This is a genomic window from Sphingosinicella rhizophila, assembly GCF_032378825.1.
In the GTDB taxonomy this organism is placed as follows: domain Bacteria; phylum Pseudomonadota; class Alphaproteobacteria; order Sphingomonadales; family Sphingomonadaceae; genus Allosphingosinicella; species Allosphingosinicella rhizophila.
Genome location: NZ_JAVUPU010000004.1, coordinates 150,265 through 170,188, shown reverse-complemented (window position 1 = coordinate 170,188; position 19,924 = coordinate 150,265). Strand labels below are relative to the sequence as shown.

The window sequence follows — 19,924 nt, the reverse complement described above, 5'->3', positions numbered from 1 at the left end:
CCTCGGCGGAATCCGACAGGTGATGGGGTCGCACTGCCCGCTTCGGGACCGTTCGAGCGGTAGCACGGATCTGGCGTCGGCGACCCGGGGTTCGCCCGGTCCTGACTATCCCGCCTTGACCGCGAGCGGCTCCGCTTTCGCCGCGCGAAACGGCTTCCGCGCTTCCGCTTTGTCCTTGCGCGTCACATGGGTGTCGAATGCGATCTGCACCGCCAGCAGCATGTAGACGAAAGGCTGGAAGGCGATGCCGACGAACAGTGAGCCGACCAGGTAGATGATCTGCGCGCTTTGCAGCGCCGTCGCCAGCGGCGCGATCCAGGCCTTGTCGCCATCCGCCTTGATGTGGCGGCGGCGCAGCACCTCCATCCGGATGAGGCCGATGCCGTGGATGAGCAGGAAAAGGATGAGACCGGGGAAGCCCTGCTCGCCCAGCATTTCGAAATAGCTCGAATGATAGGCCCGGCCCTTGTCGACCGACACTTGCGAATCGACGATTTGGACGGGACCGTCGGCGTTGGCCGAGACCGTCTTCACCAGCAGGCTGTTCTGGCGATAGGCCTCGAAGCCGCCGCCCAGTGGATGATCCTTCACATAATCCCAGGTCCAGCCCCAGACCGCCAGGCGCGAGGCCGCCGAACCATCGGCCTGGTAGGTCGAAATCGTCTCCATCCGCGTCGAGAAACTCGACGGCAGCATGGGAATGGCGGCCAGGCCGGCCAGGCCGATCAGTCCCAGATAGAGCAGGCGGCGCTTCACGTCGCGCAGCATCAGCACGACGAGAACGGCGATGCAGACCAGGCCGGTGCGCGCCTCGGTGCCGATCGGGATCAGAAGGCAGGCGAAGACAAGGTTATAGGCGAAGATCCTCACCCGCCAGTCGCGGGGATAGATGGTCGAGAACCGGGCCAGCCAGAGGATGACCGGCACCAGCGCGATGGCGACCGTCGAGATGGTGCTGCCTTCGTAGAGGCCGCTATTGCTGCTCACCATCAAATTGAGCGCGCCATAGCCGCCGCCCGAGGCCGCGGTCTTGATGCCGCCGACGATGATGATCGCCGCCGCGGACAACGTCATGAACAACAGATAGGCTTCGATGCGAAGCCGGGTCCGCAAGGTGAAGGGCAGGAAGATCGCCCAGATCATCGCCTTCCACACCCATGCCCATTTTTCCAGCGCCTCGACCGGAAAATCGGCGTGGAGGGTGGTATAGCCCGCATAGGCCAGGAGCATCAGCATCAGTCCTTGCCGCGGCGTGACGGAAAGACCCTTCTTGTCGTCGGCGATCATCCAGCCGGCGATCGCGAGCGAGGCCACGATCATCGACAGCGGAATCGAGTTCAGCAAATAATAGGAAAGATGCTGCGGCGAGACGATGTCGATATAGGCATAGGTCAGGACGAAGATGAACGGCCGCTTCAGGCCGAAGCCGAGCAGCGCCATTATATAGGCGATGAAGACGAGATCACGCACCGGGGCGAGACTCCGTGCCGGGGCGGCCGAAGCCCTGCTTGGTCGGTTCGCGCGGCGGGGGCGGCGCGTCCTTGTCGAGGTCGGGGCGGGCGAGCAGGCGCCACGCGGCGAGCATCATCAGCCCATGGCTCAGCGCCAGCGCGAAATTGTCGATCATGCCAGCCTGTCCCGCCGCTTCATCCTCGCGCATTTAGCCGCCGTCGGTTGACGCTGCGTTAAGTTTGTCGTGGCAAAGCGCCTCCCATGCGGATCCTTCACGTGCTCGATCACAGTCTGCCCCTGCACAGCGGCTATACGTTCCGGACCCGGGCGATCGTCACCGCGCAGAAAGCCAAGGGCCTGGAGATCGCCTGCCTGACCGGCGCCCGTCACCGGCGCGACGGGCCGGATCCGGAGGTGATCGAGAATATCGCTTTCTATCGCACGCTTGCTCCCGCGGTGGGCCCCTCTCCGCTGCGGGAATGGCGGGAGATCAGGGCCCTGTCGGACCGGCTGGAGCGGCTGGTGGAGGAATGGCGGCCCGATCAGCTCCACGTCCATTCGCCGGTGCTGAACGCTTTGGCGGCGCTGCCTGTGGCCAAGCGCAAGGGCCTGCCCCTCCTCTATGAAATACGCGCCTTCTGGGAAGACGCCGCCGTCGGCAACGGCACCGGGAGCGAAGGCTCCCCCCGCTACCGGCTGACCCGCGCGCTCGAAACCTATGCCGCGCGCCAGGCGGATGCGGTGGCGGTGATCTGCGAAGGGCTGCGCCGCGACCTGATCGCGCGCAACATTCCCGCCGCCAAGATCATCCTTGCCCCGAACGGCGTGGACATGTCGCTGTTCGGATCGCCGCTCCCCCCGGATCGGGTGCTCGCCGCGCGGCTGGGCCTGGCGGGCGCGGACGTCGTCGGGTTCATCGGTTCCTTCTACGATTATGAAGGGCTGGACGATCTGATCGCCGCCATGCCCTTGCTGCACGCGCGGCGGCCCAACGCCCATCTCCTGCTCGTCGGCGGCGGGCCGATGGAGGCCGCCCTGAAGGCGCAGGCTGCGGCATCGCAGGCCGCCGGCCAGATCCATTTCATCGGCCGCGTGCCGCACGAGCAGGTCGAGCTTTACTACAGCCTGGTCGATATCCTGGCCTATCCGCGCAAGGCAATGCGCCTGACCGAATTGGTGACGCCGCTGAAGCCGCTGGAGGCGATGGCGCAGCGCAAGCTGGTCGCCGCTTCCGATGTCGGCGGCCATCGCGAGCTCATCGAGGACGGCGTCACCGGGACCCTGTTTCCGGCCGGTGATCCGGCGGCGCTGGCGGAGGCTTTGGACCGGCTGTTCGCCGATCGCGGCCAATGGGAGCAGCGCCGGGAAACCGCCCGCCGCTTCGTCGAACGCGATCGTAACTGGTCGTCAAATATTTCGCGTTACATTCCCGCTTACCAAAAGCTGACAGGCAAGGCTGTATGATGGCAGATGTGGGTTCTGATCAGGCGGAATCGCCCGACGGTTGGGAAAGCCTTGCGGGCGAGGGCAAGCGGCTTCGCGACCGGTTCGGTGCGCTTGGCAACGGCCCCGGCTGGTTTTCGCCGGCAGGGGGCAGGAAACTTCTCCTGTCGCTCGACGCTGCCGTCGCATCCTTCGCCGCCGCCTCGCTCGCCTTCCTCATCTATGCCATGCCGGCCAGTCTCTTTTCCCGGCTGGTCGTCGCGTCCGGCCTGCCCGGCCTCGTTCCGGCCGCCGAACCGCCGCTGGGGATGACGGCGCGTTTTGCCGTCCTCGTCGCGGCCGCCGCGCTCTGCTTCCTCGGAATCTGGTCTCTGCTCCGTCTCCTGGACCGCATACCCGCCCGGCGCCCGCAGCGGCACTATGTGACCTTTCCGACCGAGGCGCCGCGCCTTCGCCGTGGCGATGCCCATCCCGATGCCCCGCCCCGTCCGCCCTTGCTGGCCGGACATGATTTCGGCGAACCCTTCGAAACCTGGCCGGCCGACCCGGCGGATCCAGCCGTGGCTGAGCAAATCGCCGAGCCGCTGATCCTGTCCGATCCGCTGCCGCAAGAAGCCATTGTCGAAGCCGCGGCCGCCGCCCCCGAACACGATTTCGAACGGGTTTCCGCTCCGGCGCCGGCGCGCGGCGCAGCCGTCATCGACGCATTGAAGGTGGCGCTTCCCGATCCCGCCGAGGAAAGTGTCACCGGCCTGATGCAAAGGCTGGAAGGCGGTCTTGTCCGCCGTGAGCAGGCGCCGGTCGCCGAGCCCGCCCCGCCGGCTGAGGCGCCCGCCGGGCACCGCCTGCGCAGCGCCATCAACGATCTCGAGCGCATGGCCAAGGGCCGCTGACGATCGGCTGGTCCCGGTAGCGGGCCTTACCCGGAAACGGCTTGCAGGCGATGGGGTCTGGCGACAGAACCCAGCGAGCGCGCCCGTTCCATGTGCAGGGCGGACAGGCGGAGATGCGACGCCGCCGCTTCGTTGTTGGGCGCCCGATAGGCGCTGTCCAGCTCCGCGCGCGCACGCTGGACGTGATAGTCGCGATCGTCGTTGCGCATGAGGCCGCTCCTCCTGAAAGCGCACATCTAGCCGACGGCTACGGCGCGCGCATTAACCTGAGTCACGAAGCGTGCTTCTTCTTTTCCGTGCAGCGTCAGCGCCGATCCTTGAGCCACAGCAGCAGGAGCGCAGCTGCGCCGATCGCCGCGCCCGCAATCACCCCGATGCTGGGCTGCCCGGCAAGGGTTCCGGCAATCGCGCCGAAGATGATGGCGAGGGCGAGAATCGCTCCGCCCGCCCGGCTGTTCCTGCGTCCGTCCATGATCCGTCCATGGCAGCTTCTTCCCGCCGGTTCCAGACGGGGGCCCAGGATGATGGTGAACGCTGCGTTGACAATGGTGATGCGGCAATTTGGAAAGCTGGCCTGGCTAGACCGGGTGCAGGCCGGATGAGATCCGGCGGTTCGGAAACAGGATCGCACATGCCCAGACCTTCCGTGGCCGACATGCGCCGCGAACGGGCCTGTGCGCGGCCACGACATTCGAAGGGGGTCTCTTGCTCAATTACGTCACGCTTCCCGATCGCGCGGCGCTTGCCGATGCCAAAGATCTGATCGCGCGTTTCGGCGATTATGCCGGGACCGAAGCGGCGCTGCGGGCGGACAAGAGCCGTGCGCTCGGCAATGTCGTTCATTTCTGCAAATGGCGACAGGTCGAACGGTTGATCGCGATGCTGAGGGACGAAAGCACCTCGGGAACGTTGCACTGAGGCGGGAGGCGGTGCCCGCCAGGCACCGGGTGCGTAAAGCTTGGCACCTTGCCCGGCGCGCGCGTTGCGCCGAAAATGACCCGCATCGCAGGCGCGCCCGGTGGCGCGCGATGATCGTGAGGATGCCGGATCGATGAAGCCTGACAACGATGGTGCCGGAACCGGCAGGGAGGGCCTGTCCACCGGGCTTTCGAACTTCTGGATGCCGTTCACCGATAATCGCGGCTTCAAGGCGGAGCCGCGCCTGCTAGCCTCTGCCGAGGGCATGTATTACCGCACGCCGGAAGGCCGCCAGGTACTCGACGGCACGGCCGGGCTCTGGTGCGTCAATGCCGGCCATGGCCGGCGCGAAATCGTCGAGGCGATCGGCCGGCAGGCCGCGACCCTGGACTTCGGGCCGACGTTCCAGCTTGGCCACCCCCAGGCTTTCGAGCTGGCCGAGGCCTTGGCCGCGCTCATGCCGGCCGGTCTCGATCGCATCTTCTTCACCAATTCGGGATCGGAATCGGCGGACACGGCGCTCAAGATGGCGCTCGCCTATCACCGTGCCAATGGCGAATCCGGCCGCACCCGGCTGATCGGGCGCGAGCGCGGCTATCACGGCACCAATATGGGCGGCACCTCCGTCGGCGGGATCGGCGGCAACCGGCGCAGCTTCGGCGCTCAGGTCTGGGGCGTCGATCATCTGGCGGCGACCCTTCGTCCCGAAGCCGCCTTCACCCGTGGCCAGCCCGACAGCAATGAGGATATGGCCGGCGAACTGGAGCGGCTGGTTGCCCTGCACGGTCCCGAGACGATCGCCGCCGTCATCGTCGAGCCCGTCGCCTGCTCGACCGGCGTGCTGGTTCCGCCCCGCGGATATCTGGAACGGCTGCGCGAGATCACCGCGCGCCATGGCATCCTGCTGATATTCGATGAAGTCATTACCGCCTTCGGCCGGCTCGGCGCGCCGACCGCCGCCGAATATTTTGGCATCGCGCCCGACATCCTGACTATGGCCAAGGGCCTGACCAATGCCGCCGTACCGATGGGCGCGGTCGCCGCCAGACGCTTTGTTTACGACCGCATCGTCGATGCCGCCCCGCCGGGCATCGAATTCTTCCACGGCTACACGTATTCCGGCCATCCGCTCGCCGCCGCCGCTGGCCTCGCCACCCTGTCCGTCTATCGGCAGGACGAGCTTTTCGCGCGCGCCGCCGGCCTGTCTTCTTATTGGCAGCAGGCCGTCCATCGCCTGCAGGGCGCGCGCCACGTCGTCGACATCCGCAACCTCGGCCTGATCGCCGGCATCGAGCTTGCGCCGAGGCCCGACGCGCCCGGCAAGCGCGCCTTCGAGATCTTCCACCGCTGCTTCGACGATGGCCTGCTGATCCGGGTGACCGGCGACATCATCGCTTTGTCCCCGCCCCTGATCGTCTCGGAAGCCCAGATCGACGAAATCGTCGACCGCATCGGCGTCATGCTCAAGGTCGTCGACTGATTCCCCCTTTCGACCCCGGGGCGATTTTCAGTCCGACGGAGCGGCCTGACCCGCCGTCCGTGCCTGCAGGAAGCGCCGCAGCGCGGCGATGGCGGGCGATGCCCAGCGGTCCTCGCGTGCGACGAAGGCATAGGTGCCGAGCTCGACCGGGTGCGTGCCGGCGATCGCGACTTTCACCAGCATGCCCTGCTTGAGGTCCCTGCCGACCAGATAGTCGCTGGCCAGCGCGACGCCGCGGCCGCGGCGGGCGGCGGCGATGGCCAGATGCGCGTGCCACAGCAAGGGTCCGGGCAGCCGGTTGGGAACGGGGACGCCGTTCAGGCGGAGCCAGGCGCGCCACTGCTCGTCATGCTCCTCATGAAGCAGCGGCGCATCGATCAGGTCGGTCGCCGCCGCGCCCGCCAGCCGCTCGGCCATGTCCGGACTGGCGACCGGGAATATGGCGGGCCGCGCCAGCGCGACGGAGCGAAGGCCCTTGCCGCCAGGGGCTGGCGCATAATCGTCGCCATAGAAACGTATGTCCACGTCGGCCTCGCGCGCCAGCAAATTGGCGGCCTGGTCGGTCGGGCGCAGCTCGACGCGATGATCGGGGAAGGCGGCTTCGAAATCGGTGATCTGATCGGTCAGCCATTGCGCGGCGAAGCCCGGCACGCACCATGTCTTCAGGCTGCGTCCCCTGCCGCCGGCGGTCCCGTCGCCCGTCGCCTCGGCCGTCGCACCCGCGATCTCCGCGATGGCCTGCGCGATCCGGCCGTGGAACCGCGTCCCTGCTTCCGTCAGCTGCAGACGGCCTTCGCGGCGATGGAAGAGGGCGATCCCCATCCATTCCTCCAGCGACCGGACATGGCGGCTGACCACCGCATGATCGAGCCCCAGCGCCGCCGCCGCCTTGCGGATGCCGCCCTCGCGCCCGACCGCGTCGAAGGCGCGCAGCGCGGCGAAGGGCGGAAGGCCGCTCATGCTTCCTTCTCCTTCGTTCCGGCGGGGCGGCGCTTGGACATTGCGGAACTATGCTGTGTCGGTGCATGGAGGGCAACGCCTTGCATGGTCTCTCACGCCGGCGCGGCGGTAGCATGGCGATGGGTCTGCCCGGCACCCGCTTGGAACCGGCGTCCGCACCGGGCTTTGATGCTGCAAGAGGTCCCAATTGAACAATCCCGAGGCGCTGCACATCCTTGGAATCCGACTGGTCGGCGCCACTCCCGAAAACGGGAGCAAGCTGCTGCTCAGTCTTGCGGTCCTGCTGTTCGTCCTGCTCTTCACCTGGATCGGGCGCCGGCTGACGGCCATGCGGCGTGGCGGCCAGGGCGGGGATCGTTTGCGTTTCTGGGCGCGTCAGGCGATCAGCCTGGCCGCCGCGTTGATCTTCATCCTCGGCATCGTTTCGATCTGGTTCGACGATCCGACGAGGCTCACGACCGCGCTCGGATTGGTGACGGCCGGCCTCGCCTTCGCCCTGCAGCGGGTGATCACCGCAACGGCGGGATATTTCATCATCCTCAGGGGCAAGACCTTCAATGTCGGCGACCGGATCGTCATGGGCGGCGTGCGTGGCGACGTGATGGCGCTCACCTTCATGCAGACCAAGATCCTGGAAATGGGTCAGCCCCCGGCCGTCGAGGCCGCCGACCCGGCGCAATGGGTGCGGAGCCGCCAATATACCGGCCGTATCGTGACGGTCAGCAACGACAAGATCTTCGATGAACCGGTCTACAATTACACCTATCATTTCCCTTATATCTGGGAGGAGATGCGCCTGCCGATCGCCTATCGCGACGATCGCGACGCCGCGGAACGGATACTGAAGCATGTGGCGAAGCGGCACGCCGTCACCGCGGCGGCACTGGACGACGACGAACGCGCCGAGCTCGAACGGCGCTACAACATCTCCGTCAGCCAGATCGAGCCCAAGGTGTATTGGCGGATTACCGACAATTGGCTGGAACTGTCCGTTCGCTTCCTCGTCCCCGATCACGGCGTGCGCGACATCAAGGATGCGATGAGCCGCGAGATCATGGCTCGCCTGGACGAAGCCGGCATCGGCATCGCCTCCGCCACCTACGAGCTCACGGGGGTCCCGGCCCTGAGGATCGCTCGGGGCGACGGCGGCGCATGATGATGGACGATCTCATCCTCCTCTTCACCATCCTGCTGTTCGTGCTGGTCCACGTCTTCGGCGGGCGCCTCGCCTTCCTTTCCAGGACGCCACGCAGCATCTGGCTGTCGGCGGCGGGCGGTGTATCCGTCGCTTATGTCTTCGTGCATTTGCTGCCCGAACTTGCCGCGCATCAGGAAACCTTGGGGGCGCGGGCGCGCGACAGCGGGATGATCGCCTCGCTGGAAAGCCATGCCTATCTCATCGCCCTGATCGGCCTGATCATGTTCTATGGCTTGGAGCGCCTCGCCCGGTCGGTGGGGCGCGCGCGCGGGCGCGGCGGGCAGCAGGGCAGCCCGCTCGGTGTGTTCTGGGTCCATCTCGGCGCCTTCGCGCTCTACAATGTGCTGATCGGCTATCTGCTCGTTCATCGCGAAGAGGCCGACATGCGCGGGCTGCTCATCTATGCGATCGCCATGGGCCTGCATTTCGTCGTCAACGATCAGGGCCTGCGCGCACAGCATGGCCAGATCTATCACCGTTACGGGCGCTGGCTGCTGGCTGCGGCGCCTGTGGTGGGTGTCGGGATCGGCATCGCGACCCGCGTATCGCCGCTGTTGCTCAGCGCCCTGTTCGCGCTCCTTGCCGGAGGCGTCGTCCTCAATGTCCTGAAGGAAGAGCTGCCGGAGGAACGCGAGAGCCGCTTTTCCGCTTTCACGGGAGGCGCCGGCATCTATGCGGCGCTGCTGTTGCTGACGGCATGAACGGCGGCATCCGCGCGCGCCTGCTGGCGATCCGCTCGAGCTATTGGTTCGTGCCCAGCGTCATGGCCTTGCTCGCCATCCTGCTCGGTGCGGGGATGATCTGGATCGATGTGCGGCTGGGCAGCGGCTGGATCAAGGGGATCAGCTGGTATCAGCAGATCCGGGCCGACGGCGCACGCGAAATGCTGTCGACGATCGCCGGCTCGATGATCACCGTCGCCGGCGTCGTCTTTTCGATCACCATCGTCGCTCTGGCTTATTCGTCGAGCCAATATGGGCCTCGCGTCCTCACCAATTTCATGGGCGATCGCGGCAACAAGGTGACGCTGGGAACCTTCATCGCCACCTTCCTCTACAGTCTGATGGTGCTGCGCACGATCCGCAGCGGCGACGATGGCTTCGTACCGCAATATGCGGTCGTCGTCGCCATGCTGCTCGCAGCCTGCTCGATCGGCGTGCTCATCTATTTCATCCACCATGTGCCGCAGAGCATCCATATCAACCACGTCGTGGCGCGCATCGGCGAGCAGTTGGTGGACGATACGCGCAGGCGTTTTCCGACACAGCTCGGCACGCCCGCCGAAGCGCCGCGGCCGGATCGCCGGCTCGCTCTGGAAGGCGATCTCATCCGGGTGCCGGGCGAGGCCACCGGTTACATCCAGAACATCGATCATGATCGGCTGCTGGGCGTCGCCCGCGAGGCCGACGTGCTGATCCGGCTCCGCTACCGGCCCGGCGATTTCATCATGGCCGGCCGCAGCCTGGCGGTCGTCGGCGGCGACGGCGATTGGGACGAAGGCTGTACCCAGGCGCTGCAGGCCTGCTTCACGGTGGGCCGGAAAAGGACCCCGGAAGACGACCTGATGTTCCTGGTCAGCGAGCTGGTGGAGATTGCCGCGCGGGCATTGTCGCCGGGCGTCAACGATCCGATGACGGCGGTCACCTGTCTCGACTGGCTGGGCGCCGGCGCCCTGGAATTCGCCGCGCGCAAGCTGCCCGAATCCGTCCGCGAGGATGAAGACGGCACGCCGAGGCTGATCGCCCGGCCGGACGATTTCCGCTTGTTCGTCGCGGATAGCCTCGGGCGTCTGCGCCACTATGTCGCGCGCGATCCGATCGCCAGCCTCCATTTCCTGCGGGTCGTTGGCGAGGTCGCCGCCGGTTGCCCCCTGCAGGACCAGATCGACCTTCTGAGCGCGGAGGCCGCGCGTTTCACTGAAGTGGCGGCCGCGCAGCTTGACGGCGCCGACGCGCGGGCCGTCGAAGAGCGCGCGCGGGAGCTCCAGTCGATCCTCGCCCGGGGCGCCGGCCGGATCGATTCCGCCCAGGCGGAATGGCTGGGCGGATCCGCCTGATCGGCTTCCGGACCCGCTCCTTGGGCTTCAGGCGCCGAGCCGGTTCAGCATCGGCACCAGCACCCGCCGCATCACCCTTTCCAGCATCGCCTTGCCGCGCATCCTCCGCGCGGGCAGGACCGGCAAGGCGAGCTCGCTTGGTTCGGCGCCCGCCAGCAGCCGGGCCGCCTCGCGCGCGGCGCTGATGCCGTGGGTCAGGCCGAAACCGTTGCAGCCGGACAGCGCCCAGCCATCCTCGCCCAGCGCCAGGATGCGCGGCACCCCGTCCGGCGTGATCGTCATCCGGCCGGACGAAAGCTGCGTGAAGGCGGGGCGGTCGCGGCCCGGAAAGGCGCGGGCGAAGCGGCGCTGCAACGGCCCGGCCGCGCCGGGCAAGGCGGGCGTCGCATCGGCGCACAAAAAGCTGGCGGCCAGCCGGCCGTCGGCGGTGATGGTCGGGCTGAACACGGCCTTGTCGTCCAGGTCGACCACCGCCCCGCCCGCCGGCAGCATCGCCGCGCCGCGATCGGCGAGCGCCTCGGTCGCCACAACCGCCGCCACCATCTGCGGCAGCGCCTGTTCGGCCTCCGGGAACAGGCCGTCGCCGGTCGCGCCGGTCGCCAGCAGCAGCCGCCGCGCCCGCACACTGCCCTCGGCGGTGGAGACGGTCCAGCCGCCGTCGCCGCGCGCCGCCGTCAGCACCCGGCTGCCGCCATGAACCGCGGCGCCCTTGGCGACGGCGGCTTCCGCCAGCCCGCGCGCCAGCCGCAGCGGATTGAGCGTGCCGCTGTCCGCCAGCAGCGCGCCGCCGGCATAGCGGCCCGAACGGACGTGCGCGGCCAGCGCCGTCGGCGCCACCATCTCGAACCGCCCGCCATAAGGGCGCCATGCCTCGAACTTCGCCCGCATCCGCGCCACGCCGCGCGCCGATCGCGCCACGCACAGATAATGGCGATCGAGGTCGCAGGCGATATCATGCGCCTCGATCGTGTCGATCAGCCACGCGCCGGATCCCGCCAGCATCTCCAGCCAGCGTGCGGCGCGCGCTTTCCCCAGGCTGTTGCGCACCTTCGCCATCGACGAATTGCCGAGCATCAGCGGCGCGAAATGCCCGGCATTGGCGCTCGACGCGCCGGCGCCGGGCTGTTCAGCCTCCAGCAGGGTCACGTCCAGTCCCGCCGCTCTGGCCTCGATCGCCGCGATCAGGCCGCTATAGCCGCCGCCGATGATCACCGCGTCGGCGGCATGGCTGCCGCGCAGCGCCGGATATTCCGCCCCCGCCGGTCCCGCATCCCAGACCGGCGCGTCCCGGGCCGGCGCGCCGCTCATCGCCTCGTCATCCGCCGAACCGGCGCTTCAGCGCGGCCATGACATGGTCCAGATTGGCCTCGATCGTCGCCTGCGCCGCCTCCGCCTCGCCGTCGATCGGCTGGGCCATGGCCAGCCAGCTGATCACCGCCGCATCCGGCCCGGCCGCCAGCACCTGCGCGCAGCCGAGATAGCGGGTGAAGGGCAACGGCCCATGATCGATCATGCGATAGACGTAGCAGCGCTCCGCCGGGTCATGATGTTCGATCCGTTCGGTCAGCGAAAGGCCGCCGGGCAGATGGAAGCGCCGGATCGCGCCGGCGCCTTCGCCCGTCACCTCGACCCGCTCGATCAGCCCTTCGCCGATCGTGCCGTCGGCGAGATTGCCGACCGTCGCCCAGACGAGGTCCGCCGGGCTGGCCAGCCGCGCCGCCCGTTCGACATGCAAGCCGCGCGGAAAAAGATCGGGAAGGGAAAAGTGCATCTCTTCCTCCTGGAAAGAAATCTGTCGGCGGATGAAGGCGCGTCGGGCCTCAGCGCGCCGCGACGATTTCCACTTCGACCATGCATTCGGGGAAGGCGAGCCGCCGCACCTCCACCGCCGTCGCCGCGGGCAGGTCGCATCCCTTATACCGAGCCAGCCGGGCGGCGTTGGCGGCCAGGAAAGCGTCCATGTCGGTCACGTAGATCCGCTCCGAAACCACGTTCGGGAAATCCATGTCGAACGCGCAGAGCGTGCGCCGAAGCGTGTCGTAGACCCTTTGGAGCTGCGCCTCCATGTCGCCGGCATGGAGCGGCGTGAAATCCTCGTCGACGCTCAGCGTGCCCGATATGTGCAGATAATCGCCGCGCCGGACGGCCTGCGCATAACCGAACGCCTTTTCCCCGGCGGGGTTCAGGTGGAAGCTTTTGCGGCCCATGTCTCGATCCCCTTGTCCTCTCTAGAAGCGGAAGCTCAGCTCGCCGCCGAAGATCCGGCCCGGATCGATCTGCACGGCATCGGCATTGAGCTGCAGGAATCCGGCCGCGAAAATGTATCGGGAGAATGCCGACGTGGCATAATCGCGCCCGAACAGGTTGCGGACGAAGAAGGTCGCGCTCCAGTTGCGGCCCTCCAGCCCCAATTGCGCGTCGACGACATTATAGGCCTTCTGGAACAGGAACAGGTCCGGCGCCGCCGGGTTCTGGAAATCCTGGAAGCTCTGCCGCCCGACCGCGGCATAATCGATGCGGATCCGGCCATCCACGCCGTTGCTGATCGGGTGCCGGTATTGCGCGCCCAGGTTGAAGGTGAATTCCGGCGCGTTCGGCAATTGCTGCCCGACATAGGTATCGGTGACGCCGTCGAAATCGGCGATCCTGGTGTCGATATAGCCGAAGCCGGCATTGATATCGAAGCCGCGGGCGGGGCGGGCGTTGAGCTCCAGCTCGATGCCCTTGATCTCCGCCTTGCGGGCGTTGAGCGATCCCTGCGTGAAGGTCGCCGCGTCCAGCTGGAAGATCTGCGGATTGAGATGCTCGGTATAGAAAGCGGCGACGTTCAGGATCAGCTTGCGGTCGAACCAGCTCGTCTTGGCGCCCAGCTCGTAATTGCGGGAGGTTTCGGCCCCCACCACCCGCGGAAAGGCCGGCCCGGCGGAGGCCGGGTTGAAATTGCCGCTCTTGAAGCCCTGCGAATAGGTTGCGTAGAGCGTCAGCGCATCCGACGGCTTGTAGGCCAGCGACAATTTGGGCTGCAGCTTCGAGAAGGTTTCCTCCTCCGTGATCGCGGACTGATAGTCGTTCAATCGTCCCTTGATGCTGTCGTAACGCAGCGCCGCGGTCAACTCGAGCGTATCCATTATGTCGTAATTGAGCTGCCCGAACACCGCATATTGATCGAAGGTGATCCGGTTGTCGGCCAGCGCGGCCGAAATCACCCCGCTCGATGCGAAGCTGCCGCCGGGGCCGCTGAAGCAATTGCCCAGGAACAGGCACAGGTCGAGGTCCGCGGCGGTGTCGATGTCGCGCTTGGAATTCTGGTAATAGCCGCCGACGATATAGCGCAGCCTCTGGCTGCCCGGCGACGTCAGCCGCAATTCCTGGCTGAAGCTTCGCGTCAGCCGCGTCTGATAGGCCTGCGGCACCAGCGGAAAGGGCGATACGTCCAGGTCCTGGTTGAAGAATACGTCGATCCGGTCATAGGCGGAAATCGAGGTGAAGGTGCCGATCGGGCTGTCATAATTGATCGCCAGCGAGAAATCGGTGATTTTCCGCCGCGTCAGCGAAGGGCCGTCCTGGCTGGGCGGCGTATCGGCGATATCCGATGTGATCTCGCCACCCGTCGTGCCCAGCACGTTGAACAGGCTGAACCAGGTCGATCCGCCCCGCTCGCGCGTATAGGCGCCGCGCAGGTCGAAGCTCAGGTCCGGCGTCGGCTCGAAGATCAGCCGGCCGGTCAGCCGCGTCTGGCGGTTGCGGTCCAGCCCGCGGCCGTCCAGCGCGTTGATGATCGTGCCGTCGCCGTCGCGGTGCGACGCCGTCACCCGCGCCAGCAACTTGTCCTCGATCAGCGGCCCGCTGATCGCGCCGAACACGCGCACATTGTCGCCGCTGGAATAACCGGCCTTGATCTCGCCCTCCAGTTCGTTGGTCGGCCGCTTGGTGGTGATGTTGATCGCGCCGGCGATCGCGCCCTTGCCGTACAGCGCGCCTTGCGGGCCTTTCAGCACCTCCAGCCGCTCGACGTCGCTCAGGTCCATCGTGAAGGCGTCGGAATCCGGCAGCACCACGCCGTCCACCGAAAAGGCGACGGCGGCGGCCTGGTTGCGGTTCGATCCCAGCCCGCGGATGGCGATATTGTTGGTCGCCGTATCCTGGTCGTTATTGATGCGCACGTTGGGCGTCTGCGCCAGGAAATCGTCGATCCGCTCCAGCCTCCGGTCGGCGATCGCATCGGCGGAGAAAGCGGTGATCGAATCCGGTATCTCCTGCAGATTCTCCTCGCGCTTGCGGGCGGTGACGACGATGTCGGCAATGCCCTGATCGGCTTGCTCTTCATCGGCGGCGGCTTCGGCTTCCGCCGCCTGCGCCGATGGCGTTGCCGTGTCGCTGCTGTCCTGCGCAAAGGCGGTTCCCGCCGCGCCGGCCGTTGCAACCATGGCGATCGCGATCAGGCTCGCATGGCCGGCCGCTCTTTTCATCCTGTCCATTTTCTCGTCCCCCGATTGATTTTGATTCTCGACGCGGCTCAGGCCAGGTCGGCCGGCAGCTTGATTTCGTCCGTCTCATTGTCCCAGATCGCCGAAAGGATGACCCAGCGTCCCTCGTGGCGGACGATCTGGGCGAAGGTGACGCCGCGCCGTTCCGCGCCGTTCATCGCCGCGACGAAGGCGCTGCGCACGCTCGCCACATTGCCGAACGCCTCGACATGGCGGCCGAGCTCGTCCTCCCGGAAATCCTCAAGTTCGCCGGACGCGCGCTGCGCTTCCATCGCCGCGATGAAATCCTCGATCGCGATGGTGGCCGCCGCGCCGGCGCTCAATGGCGCCAGGATCGCCTGGCTGTGGCAGCAGGCCCGGAACGTCTCCCAATCCGGCGCCTTGTCCGCATTCCATCCCACCGCCGCATAAAGCCGTGGGCACAATGCCAAAATCTCTTCCAGATCCTGGTCGGTGATTCCGCCGCGCATGTCCTGTCCTTTCCGGCCTGGCCTGATGTTCAGCTGATGAATTGCGCCGAAGGGTGGGCGCGCGGATAATCGCGAAGGTAGCGCAGGAAACGGCTCAGGCTCTTGTCGCTGCGGGTCAGCGTGCCGGGCCGGAAACGGGCGCGTTCGACGATCGGGAGGTCCTCGGTCGCGACCTGCACTTCCAATGCGTACATGGCGTCCAGGAAGGCGCGGGCGGCCGCCGGATCGCTGCCATCATCCTCCACCGCCACCGCGAAGAACAGGCGCGTATTGCCCGGCGTCGGCAGCCCCATCGGCGCGATGAAGCCGAACCAGCGGCCGTCGATATAGCCGTCCTGCCAATAGATGTTGGTGCCATATATGCCGACCCGGAAATTGATCGGCGCGCCGTCGCGATGCTTGCCGTTAAAGGCATAGAGCATCGAATGGTCGGTCCATTCCACCTGGTCGTGCGGCTGGCCGTTGTCGAAACTGATGCCGTGCACCACCTCGATATGCTGCATGTCCGGCGTGTTGCAGCACACCACCCACGGATCGGTCGGCAGGCCGCCTTCATATTCGCCGGTCTTCCAGATCAGCCGTTCCGGCGCGTCCGGGAATCCTGGAATCTCGAAGGAAGGATCGTCGCCATTATAGGCGAAGATGCAGCCATATCGTTCCACCGTCGGGAATGCGAACAGCCGCGCCGTCGGCGGGATCGGATCGCCCGAACCGGTCGTCACGCAGCGGCCGTCCGGCCCGTAGCGCCAGAAATGGAACGGGCAGCGGACTGTATTCTCGATCATCTCGCCGGTGCACAGGTCCGCGCCAAGATGCGGGCAATAAGCGCTCAGCACGCTCGCCTTGCCGTCCGCGTCGCGCATCACGATCACCCGGCCGCCCAGGAAATCGGCGCCATGCACCTTGCCCGCCTCCGCCTCGTCGGATCGGCACACCGGAAACCATGTCTGGCTATAGACGCCGTCCGTCCCTTCGAATGGCGGCGCCAGCGGGCGCGGCGGGGCGGGGGGCAGTATCTGGTTCAAGTCGCTCTCCTGGAACGGGGCCGGTTGCCGGCTTTCGCTACGGATATGATTCGATATTGGGCAAGTCAATACGGATTCCTCATCATATGCGATGATAAACTGTGGATACCGCAATCAACGCATGAACCTGTTGCGGATAATGCTGCCGTTGGTTACAGTCGCAACGGATCGAGCATGGGGACATCATGACCGCAGGGACGAAGACGGCTGGCAAGGCGGCCAGGAAGACGGTCGCGAAGACCGCTGCGAAGACCGCTGCGAAGGCGGGCGCGAGGAAGGACGGGAGGTCCGCCGGCCCGCCTCCGTCGGCCGCCCCGTCCGATGATTCGCATGAGCTCAACGCCCGCATCATCCAGCTGCTGCAGCAGGATGGCCGCATGCCTTATTCGATGATCGCGGCCTCGGTCGGCGTGTCGGAAGGGACGGTGCGCAACCGCGTCCGCCAGCTGATCGACGACAATATCATCTCGATCCAGGCGGAGGCGCTGCCGGAGGCGTTCGGCTACGGCTTCAACGCGCTCACCTTCATCAATGTCGCCCAGGGCGCCGATCTCGATGCTTTGATCGCGCGCCTGCACGACGTGCCGGAGGTCTTCTATCTGATCATGACGCTCGGCCGCTTCGATGTCGGCGTCGCCACCTACCATCGCTCGCACGACGATTATCGCGAATTCCTGACCGCCCATTGCTACGGCAAGCCGGATATCGGCGCGGTCGAGACCAGCCTGGTGCTGAAGGTTCACAAGATGCAGCTGCAATGGGATCTGATCGGCAACGGCCAGGGCCCGGTTCTGGCGAAAGGAAGGAAAGGCTGATGATCATCGTCGAACGGGCCGCACGCTTCGAAGCGTCGGCGGAACGGATGTGGAAATTGTTCGATACGGAAGAAGGGCAGATCCGCGCCGAACGCGGCTTCGTCTCCGCGATCGAGTTCGAAGGGCAGGGGCTCGGCATGGTCCGCACCATGCGCACCGAAGGCCATCTCGCCGATGGCTATGTGAAGGAAAAGCTGGTCCATTACGATCCCGACCGGATGGAAATGACCTTCGAGATCATCGACACCGGCGATATCGTCCCCTTCGCCGGCTATCTCGGCTCCGCCAGGGTCATCCCGGCCGGCCCCGATGCCTGCATCCTGCTTGCCCGCTCCACCTTCACCCCGTTGGACTACGTGCCGGAGGAACAGGCGCGCGCCATGTCGGAGGCCAATTACAGGCTCTTCTTCGACAATCTCCGCGAAGCGCTCGCCTCCGGGGAATATTGATGACGGCCAAGGTGCTGCCGCTCCGCCCCGGCACGCCCTTCGATCATTTCCATTACATCGTCTATTGCCCGGAAACGCGCGAAGCCGCCGCCATCGATCCCTTCGACGATGCCGCCATCCGCGCCGCCGCGGCCGCCCACCGGCTCGACCTGAAAATGGTCGTCAACACCCACGAACATTGGGATCATGCCGGCCGCAACGCCGCGATGAAGGCGTCGGACAATGTGCAGATTCTCGCCCCCCACGCCGCCGCCGGCACCCTCCAGGATATCGACCGCACGCTGAAGGACGGGGACGTCATCCGCATCGGCAATGCTGCCGAACTGAAGGTGATCGCAACGCCCGGCCATACCATGGCCAGCATCTGCCTCGCCGGATCGGAAGGCGGCACCCCGTTCCTGATCTCGGGCGATACCTTGTTCGCGGGCGGCGCCGGCAATTGCGGCTATGGCGGCCACGCGCCGAGCCTGTACGCAACCTTGGTCGCGAAGATCGCGCCGCTGGCCGATGAAACCATCCTCTATCCCGGCCACGATTATCTCGCCCGCAACCTCCGCTTCGCCGACCATGTCGATCCGGGCAATGAGGATGTGCGGGCCGTCGCCGACGATCTGGCACGGCTTCCGGCCGATCGGCTCCATTTCACCACCTTGGCGGAAGAACGCCGCATCAACCCTTTCCTGCGGTGCGGAAGTTCGGGCCTGCGCCGGACCCTGCCGTCCCTCGCCCCCGGTCTGGATCCGGCTGCGGAGGAATCGGAGATGTTCGTGACGCTGCGGGCCTATCGCGATCATTGGGCCGACACGATCGCCGCCTGATCGGCCGAAACTGGCCCGTACCATCTTGCGATGTGCCACCTTGCCATTCGGCCCGATCTGATCCCTATCGGTCTTGCGCTTTTTCTTCCGGGGGCATCATGATCAGGAACCTTGTCGCGACTTCGCTTGCCGCTCTCCTCTCCCTCGCGCTTCCCGCCGCCGCACCGGCGCAGTCCGATGGGGCGGCGCAGCCCGCGCGCGCCCGCGATCTCGGCGTCCCTTTCCATGGCGAGCCCGGCAGGCTCAACGCCATCACCGACGTCGCCGGCGTCGAGGTCGGCCATGTCACCCTCATTTCCGGCACCGGCCCGCTCCGCGTCGGCGAAGGACCGGTCCGCACCGGCGTCACGGCCGTCTTGCCGCGGGGAAAGGCATCGACGGCGCCGGTCTTCGCGGCCTGGTCGACCCTCAACGCCGCCGGCGAGATGACCGGTACGGTCTGGCTGGACGAACGCGGCCTGCTCGATGGCCCGGTCATGATCACCAACACCCACAGTGTCGGCGTGGTCCGCGACGCGACGATCGGCTGGATGGTCGACAAGGGCTGGGATGCCCGCTGGTTCGTGCCGCTCGTCGCGGAAACCTATGATGGCGTCCTCAACGATATCAACGGCTTCCACGTAAAGGCCGAACATGCCCGCCAGGCGCTCGACGCGGCCAAAAGCGGCCCCGTCGCCGAAGGCGCGGTCGGCGGCGGCACCGGCATGATCTGCAACCGCTTCAAGGGCGGCATCGGCACCGCGTCCCGCCTCGTCCGCCAAAGCGGCAAGAGCTATACGATCGGCGTGCTGGTCCAATGCAATTATGGCGATCGCGCGGCCTTGCGCATCGCCGGCGCCCCGATCGGCGCCCAGCTCGCCGACACCTATCTCCCCTGCAAGGCAGACCCCGCCATCCAGGTCACCAACCCGGTCATGCCGGCCGGCCTGCCCGCCTGTCGCCCGGCGGCGGCGCCCGGCGGCCGCGCCGGCGACGGCTCGATCATCATCATCGTCGCCACCGATGCGCCGCTGCTGCCGCACCAGCTCAAGCGCCTCTCCAAGCGCGCCGGCCTCGGCCTCGGCCGCCTGGGCTCGGTCGCCAGCGCTGGCTCCGGCGACATCTTCGTCGCTTTCTCCACCGCCAATGCCAACGTCCCGGCCGTCCAGGCCGGCACCACCCGGGTCGAACTTTTTTCGAACGAGGAACTCACCCCCCTCTTCGAAGCCACCGTCGACGCCACCGAGGAAGCCGTCGTCAATGCCATGGTCGCCGCCCGCGACATGACCGGCGCCGACGGCTTCAAGGTCTTCGGCCTGCCGCATGACGCGGTGCGTGCGGCGATGAGGAAATGGAAGGCGGCCGGGGCGGCGAGCCGCTGAGGGGCGGTGCGCCGTCGAGGATCGCTTGCCCCATTCGATGAGGGGTGCGATCACGGTAACGGTCTTGGCGCAGGAACGGAATCGTTGCGGCCGCTTCGG

The 19,924-nt window shown here is 66.7% G+C and carries 22 protein-coding genes; 11 read left to right on the top strand and 11 right to left on the bottom strand.

The window, feature by feature from the left end; genetic code table 11:
* Positions 1-105: 105 nt before the first annotated feature.
* The gene (locus tag RQX22_RS09380; protein WP_315725835.1) at positions 106-1,470 is read right to left on the bottom strand and encodes a putative O-glycosylation ligase, exosortase A system-associated; all 1,365 of its coding nucleotides are present in this window, start codon (positions 1,468-1,470) and stop codon (positions 106-108) included.
* Positions 1,463-1,660 carry a hypothetical protein gene (locus tag RQX22_RS09375; RefSeq protein ID WP_315726307.1) on the bottom strand — a complete coding sequence of 66 codons (198 nt, stop codon included), beginning with the start codon at positions 1,658-1,660 and terminating at the stop codon, positions 1,463-1,465. The genes RQX22_RS09380 and RQX22_RS09375 overlap by 8 nt, the downstream gene beginning before the upstream one ends.
* Before the next feature lie 53 nt (positions 1,661-1,713).
* On the opposite strand from RQX22_RS09375, the gene RQX22_RS09370 reads away from it, so the two are divergent.
* Both RQX22_RS09370 and RQX22_RS09365 read left to right on the top strand, forming a co-directional pair.
* Complete coding sequence (locus tag RQX22_RS09370) at positions 1,714-2,916, top strand: TIGR04063 family PEP-CTERM/XrtA system glycosyltransferase (RefSeq protein ID WP_315725834.1); 1,203 nt, start codon at positions 1,714-1,716, stop codon at positions 2,914-2,916.
* Positions 2,913-3,788: a hypothetical protein gene (locus RQX22_RS09365; RefSeq protein ID WP_315725832.1), complete on the top strand. Its 876-nt coding sequence runs from the start codon at positions 2,913-2,915 to the stop codon at positions 3,786-3,788. Before RQX22_RS09370 ends, RQX22_RS09365 begins: the two co-directional genes overlap by 4 nt.
* Positions 3,789-3,814: 26 nt before the next feature.
* Here RQX22_RS09365 and RQX22_RS09360 read toward each other — a convergent pair whose 3' ends face one another.
* Complete coding sequence (locus tag RQX22_RS09360) at positions 3,815-3,997, bottom strand: hypothetical protein (RefSeq protein ID WP_315725830.1); 183 nt, start codon at positions 3,995-3,997, stop codon at positions 3,815-3,817.
* Positions 3,998-4,092: 95 nt separating this feature from the next.
* Positions 4,093-4,260 carry a hypothetical protein gene (locus RQX22_RS09355; protein ID WP_315725829.1) on the bottom strand — a complete coding sequence of 56 codons (168 nt, stop codon included), beginning with the start codon at positions 4,258-4,260 and terminating at the stop codon, positions 4,093-4,095.
* 233 nt (positions 4,261-4,493) lie between these two features.
* Here RQX22_RS09355 and RQX22_RS09350 point away from each other — a divergent pair, with 233 nt between their 5' ends.
* A complete protein-coding gene (locus RQX22_RS09350; RefSeq protein WP_315725827.1) occupies positions 4,494-4,706 on the top strand; it encodes a hypothetical protein in 213 nt (70 codons plus the stop codon).
* Positions 4,707-4,839: 133 nt separating this feature from the next.
* Positions 4,840-6,186: an omega-aminotransferase AptA gene (locus tag RQX22_RS09345; protein WP_315725825.1), complete on the top strand. Its 1,347-nt coding sequence runs from the start codon at positions 4,840-4,842 to the stop codon at positions 6,184-6,186.
* A 27-nt stretch (positions 6,187-6,213) separates the two neighbouring features.
* On the opposite strand, the gene RQX22_RS09340 is transcribed toward RQX22_RS09345, so the two are convergent.
* A complete protein-coding gene (locus RQX22_RS09340) occupies positions 6,214-7,146 on the bottom strand; it encodes a LysR substrate-binding domain-containing protein (RefSeq protein WP_315725824.1) in 933 nt (310 codons plus the stop codon).
* Positions 7,147-7,333: 187 nt separating this feature from the next.
* Here RQX22_RS09340 and RQX22_RS09335 point away from each other — a divergent pair, with 187 nt between their 5' ends.
* Genes RQX22_RS09335 through RQX22_RS09325 form a run of 3 tightly spaced genes read left to right on the top strand, consistent with a single transcriptional unit; the run spans position 7,334 to position 10,400 of the window.
* Positions 7,334-8,302 carry a mechanosensitive ion channel family protein gene (locus RQX22_RS09335; protein ID WP_315725822.1) on the top strand — a complete coding sequence of 323 codons (969 nt, stop codon included), beginning with the start codon at positions 7,334-7,336 and terminating at the stop codon, positions 8,300-8,302.
* A complete protein-coding gene (locus RQX22_RS09330) occupies positions 8,299-9,045 on the top strand; it encodes a hypothetical protein (RefSeq protein WP_315725820.1) in 747 nt (248 codons plus the stop codon). Before RQX22_RS09335 ends, RQX22_RS09330 begins: the two co-directional genes overlap by 4 nt.
* The gene (locus tag RQX22_RS09325; RefSeq protein WP_315725818.1) at positions 9,042-10,400 is read left to right on the top strand and encodes a DUF2254 domain-containing protein; all 1,359 of its coding nucleotides are present in this window, start codon (positions 9,042-9,044) and stop codon (positions 10,398-10,400) included. Before RQX22_RS09330 ends, RQX22_RS09325 begins: the two co-directional genes overlap by 4 nt.
* A gap of 27 nt (positions 10,401-10,427) precedes the next feature.
* Here RQX22_RS09325 and RQX22_RS09320 read toward each other — a convergent pair whose 3' ends face one another.
* The 6 genes from RQX22_RS09320 to RQX22_RS09295 are packed head-to-tail and all read right to left on the bottom strand — an operon-like array spanning position 10,428 to position 16,382.
* Positions 10,428-11,708, bottom strand: a complete 1,281-nt coding sequence (locus RQX22_RS09320) for an NAD(P)/FAD-dependent oxidoreductase (RefSeq protein ID WP_315725816.1) — start codon at positions 11,706-11,708, stop codon at positions 10,428-10,430.
* Positions 11,709-11,715: 7 nt separating this feature from the next.
* Positions 11,716-12,171 (bottom strand): SRPBCC family protein, encoded by a 456-nt coding sequence (locus RQX22_RS09315; RefSeq protein ID WP_315725814.1) that lies wholly within the window; start codon positions 12,169-12,171, stop codon positions 11,716-11,718.
* A gap of 49 nt (positions 12,172-12,220) precedes the next feature.
* The gene (locus RQX22_RS09310) at positions 12,221-12,607 is read right to left on the bottom strand and encodes a RidA family protein (RefSeq protein WP_315725812.1); all 387 of its coding nucleotides are present in this window, start codon (positions 12,605-12,607) and stop codon (positions 12,221-12,223) included.
* Positions 12,608-12,628: 21 nt separating this feature from the next.
* A complete protein-coding gene (locus tag RQX22_RS09305) occupies positions 12,629-14,869 on the bottom strand; it encodes a TonB-dependent receptor (protein ID WP_315725811.1) in 2,241 nt (746 codons plus the stop codon).
* Between the two features lie 47 nt (positions 14,870-14,916).
* On the bottom strand, positions 14,917-15,357 hold the full coding sequence (locus tag RQX22_RS09300; protein ID WP_315725809.1) for a nuclear transport factor 2 family protein: 441 nt from the start codon (positions 15,355-15,357) through the stop codon (positions 14,917-14,919).
* A 29-nt stretch (positions 15,358-15,386) separates the two neighbouring features.
* Positions 15,387-16,382 (bottom strand): aromatic ring-hydroxylating oxygenase subunit alpha, encoded by a 996-nt coding sequence (locus RQX22_RS09295; RefSeq protein WP_315725808.1) that lies wholly within the window; start codon positions 16,380-16,382, stop codon positions 15,387-15,389.
* A 185-nt stretch (positions 16,383-16,567) separates the two neighbouring features.
* On the opposite strand from RQX22_RS09295, the gene RQX22_RS09290 reads away from it, so the two are divergent.
* The 4 genes from RQX22_RS09290 to RQX22_RS09275 all read left to right on the top strand — a co-directional run bounded on the left by RQX22_RS09290 (position 16,568) and on the right by RQX22_RS09275 (position 19,825).
* The gene (locus RQX22_RS09290; protein WP_315725807.1) at positions 16,568-17,197 is read left to right on the top strand and encodes an Lrp/AsnC family transcriptional regulator; all 630 of its coding nucleotides are present in this window, start codon (positions 16,568-16,570) and stop codon (positions 17,195-17,197) included.
* A complete protein-coding gene (locus RQX22_RS09285) occupies positions 17,197-17,646 on the top strand; it encodes an SRPBCC family protein (RefSeq protein ID WP_315725805.1) in 450 nt (149 codons plus the stop codon). The genes RQX22_RS09290 and RQX22_RS09285 overlap by 1 nt, the downstream gene beginning before the upstream one ends.
* Complete coding sequence (locus RQX22_RS09280; RefSeq protein ID WP_315725803.1) at positions 17,646-18,464, top strand: hydroxyacylglutathione hydrolase C-terminal domain-containing protein; 819 nt, start codon at positions 17,646-17,648, stop codon at positions 18,462-18,464. Before RQX22_RS09285 ends, RQX22_RS09280 begins: the two co-directional genes overlap by 1 nt.
* 98 nt (positions 18,465-18,562) lie before the next feature.
* Entirely contained in the window at positions 18,563-19,825 is a 1,263-nt protein-coding gene (locus tag RQX22_RS09275; RefSeq protein WP_315725801.1) for a DmpA family aminopeptidase, read from the top strand.
* Positions 19,826-19,924: the final 99 nt, after the last annotated feature.